A 16,225-nucleotide genomic window follows, 5' to 3' on the forward strand; every position below is an offset into this window, starting at 1 on the left:
GGCAGCTGTCGATGCCCTCGCGACCGGCACAGATCACCTTGCCGCGGGCCAGCTCGCCGGCGTATGCCTGACCTGCTCCACCTCTGGCCCGGTTCGACCCCGCTCCTTCGTGTAGCCGACTCTCGCCTGCCGCCTGCCGCCTGCCGACCTGGCCTGACTGAACAATAGTCTGGCCTGGGTTCGCCAGTGTTCCACTGGATTTCGTTGTTGAATGTGGCGCCCAAACGCGAATGACTATTATCTATGACTGGCCCGCAGAGCGCCGATGCTCCCCATTACCCGATCAACGTGCTTGCAGGTGCGGATGGGAATTCTGATCTGGAGTACAGGCGCGGGCGCCCGAGGGACGCCCGATACGCTGGCCTGGCCGTGGCAGTTGCATGGGCCCTGCTGGGCGCGCCGACCGCATTTGCAGGCGAATCCGTTCCGTCGGATCGCGCGGACGAAAGGACAGAGCCGGAAGAGACCGCGTTACCCACGGTTACAGTGCTGGCTCACAAGGACAAGGCGGCCACAGAGGGCACAGGATCCTATACGACGCGGGAGTCCTCTGCCGCCACGCGCATGCCGCTGTCGCTCCAGCAGACGCCGCAGGCACTGACTGTACTGACGCGTCAGCGCATGGATGACCAGCACCTGGACTCGGTGCAGGCAGCGCTGGAGAGCACTTCCGGAATCGCCACGTACCAGTCGGACAGTGAGCGTACCAGCTTCTATGCGCGCGGCTTCCTGATCAATAACATCCAGTACAACGGCATACCCACGGTGGTCGGCAGCACCGTCAATGGAAGTGGCATCGGCGCTGTTGATACAGCCTTCTACGACCGCGTGGAAGTCGTGCGTGGTGCATCGGGCCTGCTGACAGGTACCGGCAACCCTTCAGCCGCGATCAATCTTGTCCGCAAACGACCGACACGTGATTTCTCGGCGAGCGCTTCGCTGGGGGCTGGCAGCTGGGAGACCTATCGGAGCGTCGGCGACATCTCCACACCGCTGACCGCGGACGGTCGGATCCGGTCGCGACTGGTGGGGACATACCAGGACGGACATAGCTACCTTGATGGTTACAGGCCGCAGAGGAAGTCGCTATATGGCGTCATCGAGGCCGATCTGACCGCCGACACGACCTTCCGCCTGGGGTACGAATACCAGGACATCACGCCGAAGGGATCGACCTGGGGAGGCCTGCCACTTTGGTTCAGCGATGGTACGCAAGCGGAGTATCCGCGCTCCAGGAACTACGCGCAGGACTGGAGCTATTGGGACAACACCCTCAAGACGGCCTTCGCCGAAATCGAGCATCTCTTCGGAAACGGCTGGAAGTTCCAGGCCACCGCGAATCAATATCGGACCGAGCATGCCGCCGAGCTCCTTGGCCTGATCGGCCGACCTGATCGTGCCACAGGCCTGGGCGTGTTCCCCAACGGGGCCTATCCGGTAGCGCTGGCGTCCGAGGGGCGCAGTCGCCAGAACACGTTCGACGTCATGGCCGGTGGCCCCTTCCAGCTGTTTGGCCGACAGCACGATCTGGTCGTCGGCGCCACCCGCTCGCGGCGCAACGCATATCAGGAGGACGTCGCCCCCTTCTATGCAGGCATCTGGCCGGTGAACGTGTATGAGTTGAGCCCCTCATTCCGCAGGCCTGACTTCGATGCGATGTCCACAACGCCGACGCGAACCCGAATCAAGCAAGGTGGCGTCTACAGCGCGGCGCGACTCTCGCTGGCTGAACCATTGAAGCTGATCGTCGGGGGTCGCCTCAGTACCTATGAAATCGACGATGCGGCCGGTGGAGCACCGGTGCACTACAGAAAAAGTGGCGAGTTCACCCCGTACGCCGGCCTGATCTACGACATCAACGCGACGTACTCGGTCTACGCCAGCCACACAGGAGTGTTCAACCCCCAGACCGAGTATCGGGACAGCAACGGTAACGTGCTGACCCCTTCAAAAGGCAGAACAAGCGAAATCGGGCTGAAGGCAGGGCTTCTTGACGGGCGCTTGACTGCATCGATTGCCCTCTTCCACACCGAACTGGACAACGCCGCGCAATCGGTCGCCGGCACCTACACACCCAGCGGAGCGCAGGCTTACCGCGGCGCCGACGGGACCAGGTCTCGCGGTATCGAGCTGGATCTTCAGGGAGAGCTGTCCGTGGATGGAACGTCTACGCGGGTGTCGCGCACTTCACTGCGAAGGACGGTGCCCACGAGCGCTTGAACACGCAGTTGCCCCGCACCACGGCGCAGCTTTTCACGACCTATCGGTTGCCGGGCCAATGGGACCGCTTGACGCTGGGCGGCGGCTTCAAATGGCAAAGCCGCTTCTACAACGCGCCCAACACGGGAACCAGTTCCCTGGGTGGAGAACAGGGATCCTATGCACTTCTCTCGGTAATGGGTCGCTACTCCATCACGGACAAATCCAGTGTGGCCATCAACGTCAACAACGTCCTGGACAGGAAGTACGCGCTTCAGAAGGGAGATTTCGACACCGTCGGCTATGGCGCGCCGCGCAATGTGATGGTGACGCTGGACTACAGATACTGATTCATCGCTGTACCCGACAAGATCCATAGAGGCTCATCAGAGAACAATCCGCCATGCCCACCCAACCCTCCTCGCCCACCGCCCCACCCCGGCCCGGAAGTGTTCCAGACAGAGTTGCATTGCTGTGGCTGACGACTGCCGCTGGCGCCATTCTCTTCGTCACCTTCCAGCTGTTCTTCTACGTCAACGACTTCGCCAGGGCCAATGGAGCGGCACCGGCAATCACGTTTGATCACGACGCGCTCTGGGCATTTCCCGCCTATTACGGGTGCTGGATAGTGACAGTGCTTCTCGCACTCTCAAATACCCGAAGATCCTGTTGGATTGCGCTGATACTGGGGAGCGCACTTGTGCTGCTGAATACGCTCGGCGGCGTCTTCGACGGTTTCAGGGACGGTTGGCACGTCACCTTTTCCGCAATCTTCTTCATCACGCTGCCGGGCCTGTTCGCTGCAGCGACCACCTGGCGACACATCAAACTGAAGGAAGCCGCCCATGTCGATGAACAGCAGTGATTTTCCCCTGGTCTGGATGGACCTCGCGCAAGGCCCCGAACACGAACATCAGTATGACTTCGACGCGTTCGAGGAAAATCTGCGCCGGGGGGAGCCCTTCGTACTTCTCACTGATACGGCGCCATCGGAGGAGCATGACCACTCGCCAGCGGAGAAGAAACGCATGGCGCTGTGGATGAAGCAGCACAAGGCCGAGCTTCGCAGGCTGGTTCTGGCGATGGTCCTGGTCGAGCCCAATCCGGCCAAGCGCGTCGCCTACAAGACGTTCTCGGTACCCTTTTCCAAGTTCTGGGGCTACCCTCTCCACATTGTCACCTCACGCGAGAAGGCAATAGAAGTTGCGAGGAATCTGCTGTCTCAATCAAACGAGACGCCCTGAGCCGCCTTCGTTGGGCGCTGTACCTGCGGCGCCTCAGCGCTCCTGACAGCATGCCTCCGAGTTCTTCAATGGAAGGTCCTGCTGAGCGCGCGAGGCCGATCAGAAGTAGAAACCGAGGTTCAGATTCAACCGAGAATGCCAGCGCGAAGGGCCTCCCTCGCTGATGCCGATGCCGTCGCCGCCGGCAAACCACATGTTGCGTCCGGCGATCCAATCGACATAGGTGAGCATGACGCCCTTCTGCAGGCTGCAACCGGTCACGTTCTGCCACGAGTTGCGTAGGCCCGCGCGGTGCCCGACCGGGCGGGTCATGCTGAGGTTGTTATAGCAGGTGATGTCATCCAGCCAGCCCTTCCGGCCGAACGAATAGGCGATGTTGGCGCTTGGCACATCCGCCTGCGCTGCAACCTGGAAGGGGGATTGGAACGCCGACATTGCGATGCGATCTCCGGGCACGTCATACCGGTACCGCGCCCACTGCAACTGCGCGGTCCAGCCATCGCGCGTCCACTGTGCATGCAGAGCTGCACCCTGGTGACCGTAATGGCGTCGTGTCTGTGTGTTCTGCACTTTGCCGGCGAACGCGGATGCGCCCAGCAGCAGGTCCCCGCCAGCCCAGTCGCGCGCATTCTCCACGCGTGCATGCAGCCGTTGCCGCTCGCGATACGGCAACGCCTCGGTCTGCGCGACATCGAAGGAATAGCGATCGTAGCGAGCACCCGATCCGTATTCGTCTCCGGAGAACCAGCCGAGATGCCAGGTTGTGCTGCCGCTGCGGTGAATCACTACAAGGCCCGGATCGTAATCATCCTCGATGCCCAGGTAGTAGCCGGAGCCGAACCAGAAACTCTGCGAAACGGTAGGGAGCAGCCCGAATGGGACTTGCTGGATACCTGCCTTCAGCTGGGTAGCATCGGAGAACTGCCAGCCCGCGTAGGCGTGATGCACAGCGTCGAAACCATCGTACCAGCGGTATTGGGCAGAGAAGAAAAACGGCCCGGTCCCAGCGTCGAGGTCTGCACGCAGCAGTTCAAGCTGGAGGCGGCTGGTCGCGCCGTAGTCGAGCCAGCCGTAATTGAACCTTGCCGCGCCGCCCGGCTCGAAGTAAGCGCCGCCGTTTCGATCGCGTTCCGATGCCTCCGCTGTCAGCGAAGCGCTGACGAGCACGGCAGCGGCAATAGAGGAAATGGCTCTCACGATGGGGTTACTTGCCTCCCTGTTCCGCATGTGAAAGCGCGCAAGTGTAATGTCGCGGGCAGTGAAGAAGGCGTTGGTCGATGGTCGGCGCGGTGCAGGCCCGCGCCTTCAGGAAATGGCAGAGCCCCCGGCCAGCGGCGGCACGCCATCATCAGGCAGCGGCAACGATCCTCACGTCAACGATTGACGTTGACCACGACGCGTCCGCGGATGCGTCCTGCCATCAGGGCTTCGGCAGTGGCTACAACCTCTCCCAGGCCGATGTGCTGGGAGATGGCGTCGAGCTTGGTCATATCCAGGTCCTTGGCAAGCCGTTCCCACGCCACGAGCCGCTCTGCGGTGGGCCGCGTGACGCTGTTGATTCCCAGCAGGCTCACACCGCGCAGGATGAAGGGCGCCACCGTGGCAGGAAAGTCCATGCCCTGAGCCAGCCCGCACGCGGCCACGGCGCCATCTTCCTTGATGGCGGCACACACATTTGCAAGTGTGTGGCTGCCCACCGAGTCAATGGCGGCACTCCACCGCTCCCGCTGAAGTGGCTTGCCTGGCTGGGACAGCACATTGCGATCAATAACCTCGCTGGCACCCAGGGACTTCAGGTAGTCGGTCTCGTCCAGCCGTCCGGTGGACGCCACGACGTTGTAGCCACGATCGGCCAGCAATGTCACAGCGAAGCTGCCTACGCCTCCGCTCGCTCCGGTAACCAGCACTTCACCGGCATCCGGAGAAAGGCCATGACGCTCCAGCGCGATCAGACTCAGCATGGCGGTATAGCCGGCCGTTCCGATAGCCATGGCCTGCTCGGGTTGCATGCCCTTTGGAAGCGGGATCAGCCAGTCGGCGTTGACGCGTGCCAGCTGCGAAAGCCCTCCCCAGTGCCGCTCACCCACGCCCCAGCCATTGAGAACCACCTGGTCGCCCGGTTGATAGCGCCGGTCCGCCGACTCGAGCACAGTGCCGGCCAGGTCGATGCCGGGCACCATCGGAAAGGACCGCACCACCGCACCGCCCTGGCCGGTGATTGCCATCGCGTCCTTGTAGTTCAGTGTGCTGTGCGAAACCTGGACGGTGACGTCGCCCTCCGGCAGGGCCGATTCAGGCACCTGCCTGACGTCGACCTGCAATTCGTTTCCCGTCTTGTCTATGTATACGGCGTTGAACATGGCCTTCCTCCTGGGGCAGCGGCAAGGTTGCTGCATGATTTGGACTGATCGGCTACAAGCCGGCAAAGGAACATGGACTCAGCGGGGCAAGCCCGCCAGGAACGCATTGGCGAAGATCGTGAGCGGCGCAGCGCTGCGCTCAAGCCGTGCTCGTTGGACAGCTCCCTCCCATCCGATCCAGAAGGCGGTGGCGATCTCGGAGCAGCGCGCATCGGACGAGAGCTCAGCGCGCGCCCGGGCCAGTTCAAGGCACGCGGCCAGCCGGGATTCCCATCCGTTGAACACCTCGATCAATCGGGCACGGTAGGCCTGCGGCAGTGTCGAGATCTCCTGGCCAAGGTTGCCGACCAGGCAACCTCGCCGGAAGTCGAATCGTTCCAGGCCACTGCAGGCGTCGGCGACAAATCCCAGGATCCGCTCAAGCGGATCGCGTTCTTCGTCCAGCAGATGCCGGTCGAGCTTGCGGCAGAAATACTCGTCGTAGGCCTCGAGCACAGCCAAGCCGTAGGCCTCTTTGCTGTCGAAGTAGTGGTAGAACGAGCCCTTGGGGACGCCCAGCTGCCTGACGATTGCGTCGATGCCCGTTGCAGAGAAGCTTCGCTCCGTCAACAACGCGATCCCAGTGCGCACCAGCTCGCGCCGGGTGTCATCAAAGCCGCGATCCGCCCTCGGCGGGCGCCCCCGGCGGCGTGTAGTCGTAGTGACAGCAGGAGTCATGCCGCACACTTTAGACCGACCGTCTTCTAAGTTCAAACGGGCAGGTCTGAACCCTCCAGAGTTGCCAGGCTTCGCCATTCTCAGAGCTGGAACCAGCACCCCGCCGATCATGATTGGGATCATGCGCTCGGCATGTCGGCCGGAGCGAGCACGAGCAACAGTGCTGATGCGAACAGCAGCGCGCCCATCACCCTGTCAATCCAGTTGCGTGCCGCGGTTGTGTCCAGATGGCGCATCATTGAAACGCCCATCGCGCACCAGAGTGCGAGACAAAGTGCGGAGATCACCGTAAACGCTGCCGCCAGCACAAGGGAGGTCCGCAGGGGCTCGGCGCCATTGCCGACGACGGCAGTCACCGTCAGCACCAGCACCCAGCTTTTGGGATTGACGAACTGAAAGCAGAACAGCGCCACCACGCTGCCGTGCCGGACACTGGTCGGCGTGGGCACGTGCTTCTCAGGTGGCCGGAGTGTTTCCAGGACCAGGCGGGCGCCCATCCAGCACAGGTACGCCCCGCCAGCAAGGGTCATCAGGGCGTACAGGTGCGGCACGGTTTGGAATGCGGTGCTTGCTCCGGCCGCCACCAGCGCCCACATGCCCAATCCTCCGGCAACGATGGCGGCGATCGCTGGCAGCGCGCTCACGAATTCGGTTCGCGCGGCGATGCGCATGACCAGCAGGTTGTTGGGACCTGGCGTGATGGTGGCAACGGCGATGACACCTGCGCCGATCAGGAGAGCGCTCATCGCACCGCCTCTCCGCACTGAAGCGTCATGGGATCGACCTCAATCGCCTGCCCGGAGGCAAGCGTCACCCGCGCCGGTCCGAAGCGCTCGCGACCGTGCGCAGCCGACCAGTCCGCATCAGGTGCGGCGGCAATGATGCCGAACGGGTTGACGCTTCGATCGTGCCAGTAATACCCGTTGCGGATCACATCGAGATCGACCGTAGCGGCGACACCGCGCCAGGAGTACAGGTCTCGCGCGTAGGCCCACAAGTGCGGGTAGTCGATCAGTCGCCGACGTGAACATTTGAAGTGGCCGTGATAGACGGCGTCGAACCGGACCAAAGTCGGGAACAGGCGCCAGTCCGTCTCGGTGATGATCAGGCCAAACAGATAGCGTGCATTCGCAAGACGCCGCTCCAACTGATCCAGCATGGCGAACACACTCTCGACAGCTTCTTCGTAGGCGTCCTGCCGTTGCGCGAAACCGGCGCGATAGACGGCATTGAACAGCCCGGCCTGAAGCGCGGCGTTGAGGGCATCGATCCGGCCGCGGGAGGCGGGCGGGACGAGCGTGAACGCCCCCGCGACGTTCGCATCGGCCGCATCGAACGCGCGCATGATGTGCGACGACTCATTGCTGACGATCCTGCAGGCCTGACTGTCCCACAGCACCGGCACTGTTGCCCGGCCGGTGTAACGGGGTGCCGACAGACGGTAAATCTCGTGCAGGTGCCGGACCCGCGAGCCGCATCCCGGGACGACCCAGGAGGCACCGCCGGCCACCGCGTAGCCCTGCCTTCGCTCACCACCCGCGATCTGCACCGGCACTGCATGCTCCAGGCGCTTGAGGGCACGCAGCAGCAGGGTGCGATGCGACCACGGACAACTGGACGACGCAATGAGCCAGTAGCGACCCGGTTGTGCACGCAGTCGGCCCGCAATGCCATCCAGACCCTGCCGGAACATGCTTTCCGGTCTCACAAAGCGACCATCGATCATTGTCGAATCGGCATCGACCCAGCGGCCATCGACCAGCATTCCCATGTTCATCCTCTCCGATCTGGACTCGATGCAACATCGTGTGATGGCAAGCTGGTCCAAGTAACGCCGCTTCTGGTCTATTATTGAGTCCACCATGAAGATGCCCCTCAACGGACTTCGGGCGTTCGCCACCGTGTATGCCCACGGCGGGATTCGCTCGGCCGCGCGCGAGCTCGGCATCGTCCACTCGTCGGTGAGCCGCCATCTCGCGGAGCTGGAGCTCTGGCTGGGTGTACGGCTGGTCGGCGACGCTGCAGGCCGGCGAGGAATCACATTTACACCGCAAGGCGAGGCATTGGGCCGAGCCACGCTGTCGAGCTTCCGCGATATCGAGCGCGCAATCACCGCAGTGCAGGAAGCACGCTCCGGGCGATCGGTGACCGTATCGACCACACCTTCATTTGCGGCACGCTGGCTGCTTCCGCGCCTTCCGCGACTCGAGCAGGCGCATCCTCATCTAGAGGTGTCGGTGGTTGTAGACCAGAAGATCGACAACCTGCAGACCGGCGACATCGACCTGGCCATACGCATGGGCCGTGGGCCCTGGCCCGATGCCAGGTGCGAGCCGCTGATGGACGAAGTCCTGTATCCGGTCATGAGCCCGGCGCTGTTCGAAGCTTCCGGCCAACCGGCGCAGCCGGCCGACCTGCTCGGGACGCGGCTGGTGCATGATCGTGATCCACATGCATCGTGGGAGGCATGGCGGCAGCTGTACGGTCCGGCCTCGATGGATGTGACTGCCGGCCCGCGCTTCTCATCGTCAGACCTCGTGCTTCGGGCTGCTGTGCAGGGCCAGGGCGTCGCGCTGGCGCGCCATTGCTTTGCATTCGATGACATCGCCTCGGGCGCGCTGGTAAGGCCATTCAAAGATGCCGCTGTAGTGCTCGGCCCGGCCTACTGGATTGCGCTTCCACTGCACCGCGATGTGCGCAGCGGCGCATCGACGGTGATCGCATGGCTGAAAGAACAGGCGGCGTTTAGCGATACGGTGATCTGAGTGCCCAGCACCTTCAGATCCCTTCTGCCGCGTGTCGTGATTGCCCTGAATTCCAGGCTCCGGGACTCGAGCCATCACCACCACGACAGCCCACGCCTGAAATCAGGCCAAATCCTTGCACGATGGGCGCCTCCCTGCCCCGGCCAGCTATGCAACAATGCCGAAAGCGTCGAGGGCGTTGTCGGCATCAGCCCCAAGCCCTTGGCTTCCCGCATGACCGGGAGTAATTCTTGGCGCGCCACCGAAAACGGGTGGCCGGGCTTCGAAACCCCGGTTCTACGCTGAAGTACACGCTTGCCAGCCGGCATCACCCATCAGGTGGTGCCGGCTGTCAATCCGTCGGCCGGCTATGGCGGGCGGTGCGCGGAGGCCTTGCGCCTGCCGGTTTAGCGTAGACCGGGTTTCGAACCTCGCACCGTCCGCCACCTTTACGGGTGGCGGCTTCCGTTTATCTGTTCGGAGCCCTGCCATGACCAAGGCCTACTCCCCTCCTACGCAGCCGATCCGCCTGCATCCCGCCAACGAGCCCACACCGGATCCCAACGCCTTCGTTTCACTGCTGCACAGCATCGGCGCAGGTGCCGCGTCCAACGGCCGGCCCTGGCCGGAGGGTCATCTGCCGCAAGGGCGACGCATGGCGCTGTCCGACGCCGACTGTTCTCTCAACGGCCTGCGCGTGGTGATGGAAATTCTGCTTGCCGCAGAGCGCGCCCGCAAGAATGGAGAGCCTGACCAGTACGTCGGCGACCGTGTGCTGGAAGGGCTGGTCATGGCCGGCCTTGGGCTGACCGCACACGCCAGTGAACGCCTGTTGCCGGAAGGCTGATGCCTCGTCCCGCGGGCGCTGGCGCTCGCGGGACACACAGCCACTCCCGTTGACCGCAGCGTCCGTAGATGTGGGCCCGCCCTGACCGGCGGGCGGCACTTATTAACGTGACGCATCACACCCAACCACGCACCGTTAACAGCCGCGCACTATCCTCGAAGCCCCTGAACCTTCACGAGGCGAGTCCATGACCAAGCTCCACACCGTGCTGATTACCGGCTGCCTGCTGGCCCTGAGTCCGCTGGCCTCGGCCGAAACCGTGAACCTGACCAACAGCGCCGAAGGCGCCAACCGCGATGCCGGCATTGCTGCGGTCAAGAAGAAGCTGCAGGACGCCTGCACCGATCGCAAGGGCTCGCCGGATACCGACTCGTTCGAGGTGGTCTTCGAGAAGACCAGCGACAACCCCAACGTGCCCAAGCCGTACTACGTGGACGGAAAGATGAAGTGCGAGCTGCCGGGTTAAACCCGGCGACCGCTATCGACCGGCGTCGTCCCCGGACATGACGCGGTCGATCCAGCCGGCGTAGCGTGAGATGCGCACGTTGAACACCACCTGGCCATAGAAGCCGGCCTCAAGGGCGTGCTCGGGAACGGCGGTGATCCAGGAACCCAGGCCGACCAGCTGCCAGTGGTCCTGCACATTGATGACCAGCGGGCCACCGCTGTCGCCGTTGCCGAGCACGCCTTCAAGCGGCAGGCCACGCGGCGGCGGATCGAAGCGGTACCAGAGATAGCGGTCGTTGCCGCCGGTGATGGCGTTGAACGCACGCCGCAGAGCGATGCGATGCGACCCTCCGGGGATCAACCCCTCGGCGCCATTCCCGGTGGCGCCCTTCCCTATCAAGGTGGCCACCTGCGCAACCTCGCCCGCGCCCCGATAGAGGGCGACGGGCTCGACATCGGCAACGGGCGTTGCCAGCCGGATCAGCGCGATGTCATCCGATGCCGCCAGGAACGCGTGGATCTTCCCTGCACTGCCTGTTGCCAGGGCCTCTTCGCCCAGCGCGGCCGGCATCGGCCTGAAGCCGGGGTGCAGATACACACGCGCGACGGCGTAGTTGCGCCCACCGACGGTGACTTCGGCACCCATGCCGTCCATCGGTGCCGCGTGCGCGGCGGTGACCACCCAGCGCGGAGCGATCAGTACGCCGTGCCCCTCTCCCGGCAGGTCGGCCAGGGCCGGGAAGGCAGATCCATCGATGCGGTAACGGGCATCGTCCACGTCGTCACGGATGACGATGGCCCCGGCAGCAAACGGGACCGTTACAAGCATCAGGAAGAGCCAACGTTTCATGTATTTCTGCATCCCCGTGTTCAAGTGCCAACGCTAGCCCAAATGCACCTGCCAGGTGAGCGGCATGCGACCAGAGCCCGCGCCGGCCGACGAAGGCCGGCAAAGCGGGCGCGGAATCAGGGCTGCGCTGGCCTGCCAAGGAATTCGATCTGCGCGCCGCCCAGCTCCACCACCCGATCGGCGTCGGTGACGACACTGCGCCGATGGGTGATGGCCAGCACGGTCACCTCGCTGGCCAGCGCCCGGATATGACCCATGATCTCGCGTTCGGTGGCCTCATCCAGGGCCGAGCTCGCTTCGTCCAGCAACAGGATCGCGGGCTCGCCATACAGTGCGCGTGCGATGGCGATGCGCTGCCGCTCACCGCCGGAGAGCTTCAGGCCACGCTCGCCGACGGTGGTCTCGAAGCGCTCGGGCAGTGCCTCGATCAAGGTGAGGATGGCAGCCTTGCGTGCGGCGTGCCGCAGCCGCTCGTCATCGCGCGGGCGCCCCAGCAGGATGTTGTCGGCCAGGCTTTCGTTGAGCAGCATCACGTCCTGCGGCACGACGGCGACGGCCGCGTGCCACGTCGCGCGATCGATCCGTGCCAGGTCGGTACCGTCCACCCGTATCCGGCCGTGCTGGGGCTCGATGGATTTCAGCGCCAGCTTGAACAGTGTCGACTTGCCGGTACCGGTCTCTCCCATCAGGAAGGTGATGCCGCCGCGTCCGGCGTGGAAGGTCGCATCGGTGACGCCGCGACCATTGTCATAGCGATGGCTCACTGCGTCGAACTGGAGCAGGCCGCTGCGGGCGGAGAACCGTTCGGCATGGGCCACCTGCGGTTCCTCGGGCGCGGCCCACAGGGTAGAGAGCGGCGCCAGCATGCTCCACGAGCGCGCGACGTCGTCGATGGAGCGCGCGATCATCTCCAGCGGCAGGTTGAGCTGGAGCAGCAGCAGATTGAACAGGACGATGTCGCCCACGCTCAGCTGCCCGTTCTGGTAGCCCGGCAGCAGCAGGCTGAAGGTGACGATGAACTCGATGGCCAGGCCGATGCCCAGCAGGGCGATGAAGCCTACGCGCTGCAGCACGTAGGCACGCCAGCTGTCGCGCACGCTCTGCGCCTTCTGCTCGAAGCGCTGCACCATCCAGCCGCTGCCGCCGAACTGCCTGAGCGTTTCCATGGCGTTCATGGCATTGCCGACGAAGCGGGCGTTCTGCTGGCCGGCGTCGACGGCCGCTTCGCGGTGGATGCGTGCACGTCGGGTAGCGAGGGCAGATAGCGCTACGGCCACCGTGCCGTAGCCCAGCACGATGGCGACGATCTGCATGTTGATCAGCGCTCCCAAGGTGACCAGGGTCAACACGATCTGCAGGGCACTGGGAATGAAGGCCACCAGGCCCAGCTGCACGACGATCTTGAGCGCCCCCCGCCCCTTTTCGCCGGCCACCTGCAGTTCCGCTGCGTTGTATTCCACGAAGAAGCTGCTGGTCTTCTTCAGCAGGCGCGCGAAGTAGCGGGTACTCGTGATGAAGCCCAGATTCTCGCCGCTGAGGAATGACAGGTACTGCACCGTGTTCTGCAGCACGCTGCCCACCCCGAGCAGCACCGCGTAGAGAACGAACCACCCGGCCAAGACCGCTGCGCCCTGCCCGGGGAGGCGGTCGATCAACCGCGAGAACAGATAGGGCGCGGCAACGGTGGCCAGACTGGAGAGCAGCACGGTGGCGGCAATGAGCAGCAGCAGCGTGCGATCGGCTTTCCAGTAGGCCGTCAGTATTTCGCTGACAGGCGCGGGCACAGCGAACGGCTTCATCACTCTCGGTCCCCGGCGTCTCGGCGGTCCACAGGGCAAGGCAGTCCCTGTACAATTGAATGATATGATATAACATCGCTCTAAAATGCACGTGACCGTGCTACAGGCCGATATCGGATGAGAGTGATGGACCGGGGAATGGAACAGGTATTCAAGGGCGGTAGGCGCGCGTTGCTGGCCGCGAGCATCGCTGCCGCGCTGCAGATCGGAGCACCAGCCCAGGCACAGAACGCGGGCACCGACGACGATGCACCCACGGCCACCCTGGACAAGGTGCTGGTCATTGGCAGCAACATCCGCGATGCCGTCGGCGGTGGTGCGTCGCCGGTCATCGTGATCGACCGGGAGGCCATCGACCGCACTGGCGTGGCCTCCCTGCAGCAGCTGTTCGAGAAGCTGCCGCAGAACTTCGGTGGCGGCGCCAATGGTGCCAATGTGGCCAATCTCGGTGTTGACCGTGATACCGGCAACAACTTCGGCCAGGGCACCGCGATCAACCTGCGTGGCCTGGGTACGGGCACTACGCTGACCCTGGTCAACGGCCATCGCGTGACCTCATCGAACCGCTACCAGTATGTCGATGTATCGCTGATTCCACTCAGTGCGGTCGAACGCGTGGAGATCCTCACCGATGGTGCCTCTGCCATCTACGGCACCGATGCCGTCGGTGGCGTCGTCAACATCATCCTGCGCCAGGACTTCACCGGCTATGAGTCGTCGCTGCGGTACGGCACGGTCACCACCGGCAACATGGACGAGTACCAGGTGTCGCAGTCCGCAGGGTGGGCGTGGGACCGCGGCCGTGTGCTGGCAAGTTACGAGTTCCTGAAGCAGGGCAACCTGCCCGCCACCGACAAGGATTTCTCCCGGAACGTCACGGTCAGGCCCTACGATCTCTATCCCGGATCGAAGCGGCACAGCCTGTATGTCGATGGCGTGCAGGAGCTCAGCGATGTGCTGACGCTGAATCTCACCGGCTCGTTCGCCAAGCGCGAGATGGACACCACCATCTCCGGCACGGCCGACGAAACCCGGTTGTTCCCGCACACGCAGCAGTTCGATGTGTTCGCAGGCCTGACCCTGGAGCTCCCGCGCCAGTGGCAGGCGCGCCTGGACGCTGGATTCGGCAGGAACGAGGTGTCCTACGAGCGCACGACCATTACCGGCAGCACCGTCAGCACGGCGCCACCGACGGATACGAACTCTGAATCGCGCTATCTGGACGTGGTGGCCGACGGTGAGGTCTTCAGCCTGCCCGCCGGCCCGGTACGCGCAGCGGTCGGCGTCGGTTACCGCCGCGATGGCTATGAGCTGCTCGATCACCGTGGGCTGGAAAAGCCGCTCGATCTGCAGCGCACGATCAGGTCCGCCTTTGCCGAGCTCAACATCCCGCTGCTCAAGGAGATGCCCGGCGTTCGCAGCCTGTCGCTGACCGCGGCGGCGCGCTACGACGACTACAGCGACTTCGGCTCCACCTTGAATCCCAAGCTGGGGCTGCTGTGGGAAGCCACCGAGGGACTCTCCTTCCGTACCAGCTACGGCCGCTCTTACCGCGCGCCGGTCTACCAGGACATGCAGCTGAACAACACCGTGGTCGTGGCGAACGTGCCGAACCCGAACGCGGCCAACGGCAGCACCGTCCTGATGATGCTCTCCAACGGCAATCCCGATCTCGGCCCCGAGCGTGCGAAAACCTGGACCGGCGGGTTCTCGTTCGCGCCGCCCTCCGTTCCCGGCCTCACGGTTGATGCCAACTACTATCACATCGACTATGCGGACCGGATCGGCAGCGGCTTCGGCGGCAGCTTCCCGTCCCTGTTCCTGCAGTCCACGGCCCCCTACGCGGACATCCTGACCGTCGATCCATCGCAGCAGCAGATCCAGCAGGCGCGCCAACTGGGCGTGTCGGGCCTGGGGCTGTTCGTCTCACGTGTGGGGCCGTATGCACTCCCTGCCGGCCTGGATGAGACCAGCAGCCAGGTGATCCTGGACAACCGCTTCCGCAACAACGCATACACCTCGCAGCGCGGCGTCGATCTCAACGCGTCCTATCGCGTCGATGTGGGCCAGACGCGGATCGCGATGAACCTGGCCGGGCAGTACATCCTCGAATCGACGCGGCGCGTGACCAGCACATCGCCCGAGCTGGACGCGGTCAACGCGGTCTACTACCCGGTCGACCTCAAGCTGCGCGGCGGCCTGACCCTGGACCGGGGCCAGGCCGCAGGCGGCGTCTTCGTGAACTACGTGGACAGCTACCGCGATCCGGCCAACATCGCCCACCCACACGTAAGCTCCTGGACGACCGTCGACCTGAACCTCAAGTACCACTTCGGCGCCCCGGCCGGCGACCACGAAGGCACGTCGCTCGCCCTCAACGTGCAGAATCTTCTCGACCGGGATCCGCCCTTCATCATCAACAGCATCAACACCGGCTACGACCCCACCAATGCGACCGCGCTGGGGCGCTTCCTGTCGGTGACCCTCACGCATCGCTGGTAAGCCGGATGAGTCCGCCCTCCCCCGCCCGCTTCCGGCCTGCGTCGACGCTTCGGCAAGCTGCTGGTGTCGCGGCAACCCAGCTGACCTTGATGTGGCGTGAGCGGCGCCTGCCGTGGCTCGCCCTGGTCCTGCTGCTGCTTGCGGGCGCATCCGTTGCCACGGGTGCCGCGCGCCTGTCCCTGCAGGCGCAGGAGCGCCAGGCCGTAGCAGCGGAGGAAGCGCGGCTGTGGGACGGCCAGGGCGTGATCGATCCCCATGCCGCGGCGCATGTGGGACGCGCCATTCCCGCACCGGTGCGACCCCTGGCCGCGCTCGATCCGGGACTGACCGATGTACTGGGCACCTCGGTGTTCATCGAAGGTCACACACAGAACCCGGCCAGGCATCGCGCGATGGACGCGGGTACCGCCCTCAGCCGGTTCGACGGTTTCTCTGCCGCCTGGGCGCTGCAGGTAGTAGCGCCGCTGCTCATCATCCTTGCCGGCTTCGCCACGCTGTCCGGTGACGTCGCCCGCG

The 16,225-nt window shown here is 64.2% G+C and carries 15 protein-coding genes and 1 pseudogene; 9 read left to right on the forward strand and 7 right to left on the reverse strand.

Going from position 1 to position 16,225, the window contains the following annotated elements; translation table 11 throughout:
- Positions 1-564 precede the first annotated feature (564 nt).
- The 4 genes from QMZ25_RS17330 (at position 565) to QMZ25_RS17345 (ending at position 3,443) form a co-directional block, all read left to right on the forward strand.
- A complete protein-coding gene (locus QMZ25_RS17330) occupies positions 565-2,220 on the forward strand; it encodes a TonB-dependent siderophore receptor (protein WP_345782745.1) in 1,656 nt (551 codons plus the stop codon).
- Positions 2,217-2,549, forward strand: a complete 333-nt coding sequence (locus QMZ25_RS17335) for a TonB-dependent receptor (RefSeq protein ID WP_345782746.1) — start codon at positions 2,217-2,219, stop codon at positions 2,547-2,549. Before QMZ25_RS17330 ends, QMZ25_RS17335 begins: the two co-directional genes overlap by 4 nt.
- Before the next feature lie 119 nt (positions 2,550-2,668).
- The gene (locus QMZ25_RS17340; RefSeq protein WP_283220027.1) at positions 2,669-3,064 is read left to right on the forward strand and encodes a hypothetical protein; all 396 of its coding nucleotides are present in this window, start codon (positions 2,669-2,671) and stop codon (positions 3,062-3,064) included.
- A complete protein-coding gene (locus QMZ25_RS17345) occupies positions 3,045-3,443 on the forward strand; it encodes a hypothetical protein (RefSeq protein ID WP_283220028.1) in 399 nt (132 codons plus the stop codon). The genes QMZ25_RS17340 and QMZ25_RS17345 overlap by 20 nt, the downstream gene beginning before the upstream one ends.
- 99 nt (positions 3,444-3,542) lie before the next feature.
- On the opposite strand, the gene QMZ25_RS17350 is transcribed toward QMZ25_RS17345, so the two are convergent.
- The 5 genes from QMZ25_RS17350 to QMZ25_RS17370 form a co-directional block, all read right to left on the reverse strand.
- Positions 3,543-4,640: a hypothetical protein gene (locus QMZ25_RS17350; protein ID WP_065182259.1), complete on the reverse strand. Its 1,098-nt coding sequence runs from the start codon at positions 4,638-4,640 to the stop codon at positions 3,543-3,545.
- 176 nt (positions 4,641-4,816) lie between these two features.
- A complete protein-coding gene (locus QMZ25_RS17355; protein WP_283220029.1) occupies positions 4,817-5,803 on the reverse strand; it encodes an MDR family oxidoreductase in 987 nt (328 codons plus the stop codon).
- A gap of 78 nt (positions 5,804-5,881) precedes the next feature.
- Positions 5,882-6,520 (reverse strand): TetR/AcrR family transcriptional regulator, encoded by a 639-nt coding sequence (locus QMZ25_RS17360; protein WP_111186952.1) that lies wholly within the window; start codon positions 6,518-6,520, stop codon positions 5,882-5,884.
- A 119-nt stretch (positions 6,521-6,639) separates the two neighbouring features.
- Positions 6,640-7,266, reverse strand: coding sequence for a LysE family translocator (locus QMZ25_RS17365; protein ID WP_283220030.1), 627 nt, complete (start codon positions 7,264-7,266; stop codon positions 6,640-6,642).
- Positions 7,263-8,291, reverse strand: coding sequence for a glutathione S-transferase C-terminal domain-containing protein (locus tag QMZ25_RS17370; RefSeq protein ID WP_283220031.1), 1,029 nt, complete (start codon positions 8,289-8,291; stop codon positions 7,263-7,265). Before QMZ25_RS17370 ends, QMZ25_RS17365 begins: the two co-directional genes overlap by 4 nt.
- Before the next feature lie 91 nt (positions 8,292-8,382).
- On the opposite strand from QMZ25_RS17370, the gene QMZ25_RS17375 reads away from it, so the two are divergent.
- The 3 genes from QMZ25_RS17375 to QMZ25_RS17385 all read left to right on the forward strand — a co-directional run bounded on the left by QMZ25_RS17375 (position 8,383) and on the right by QMZ25_RS17385 (position 10,577).
- Positions 8,383-9,285, forward strand: a complete 903-nt coding sequence (locus QMZ25_RS17375; RefSeq protein ID WP_283220032.1) for a LysR substrate-binding domain-containing protein — start codon at positions 8,383-8,385, stop codon at positions 9,283-9,285.
- 469 nt (positions 9,286-9,754) lie between these two features.
- Positions 9,755-10,111: a hypothetical protein gene (locus QMZ25_RS17380; RefSeq protein WP_283220033.1), complete on the forward strand. Its 357-nt coding sequence runs from the start codon at positions 9,755-9,757 to the stop codon at positions 10,109-10,111.
- A 187-nt stretch (positions 10,112-10,298) separates the two neighbouring features.
- Entirely contained in the window at positions 10,299-10,577 is a 279-nt protein-coding gene (locus QMZ25_RS17385; protein WP_053515798.1) for a hypothetical protein, read from the forward strand.
- A 12-nt stretch (positions 10,578-10,589) separates the two neighbouring features.
- Here the strand turns inward: QMZ25_RS17385 and QMZ25_RS17390 are convergent, their stop codons facing one another.
- Together QMZ25_RS17390 and QMZ25_RS17395 are read right to left on the reverse strand one after the other, a co-directional pair.
- Positions 10,590-11,408 (reverse strand): trypsin-like serine protease, encoded by an 819-nt coding sequence (locus QMZ25_RS17390; RefSeq protein WP_277380684.1) that lies wholly within the window; start codon positions 11,406-11,408, stop codon positions 10,590-10,592.
- Between the two features lie 116 nt (positions 11,409-11,524).
- The gene (locus QMZ25_RS17395) at positions 11,525-13,207 is read right to left on the reverse strand and encodes an ABC transporter ATP-binding protein (protein WP_283220034.1); all 1,683 of its coding nucleotides are present in this window, start codon (positions 13,205-13,207) and stop codon (positions 11,525-11,527) included.
- A gap of 138 nt (positions 13,208-13,345) precedes the next feature.
- On the opposite strand from QMZ25_RS17395, the gene QMZ25_RS17400 reads away from it, so the two are divergent.
- Positions 13,346-15,709 carry a TonB-dependent receptor gene (locus QMZ25_RS17400; protein WP_283220035.1) on the forward strand — a complete coding sequence of 788 codons (2,364 nt, stop codon included), beginning with the start codon at positions 13,346-13,348 and terminating at the stop codon, positions 15,707-15,709.
- A gap of 5 nt (positions 15,710-15,714) precedes the next feature.
- Positions 15,715-16,225: pseudogene (locus QMZ25_RS17405) on the forward strand (hypothetical protein); the annotation flags it as partial.

Source organism: Stenotrophomonas sp. RS-48, from assembly GCF_030053245.1.
GTDB classification, from domain to species: Bacteria; Pseudomonadota; Gammaproteobacteria; order Xanthomonadales; family Xanthomonadaceae; genus Stenotrophomonas; species Stenotrophomonas maltophilia_P.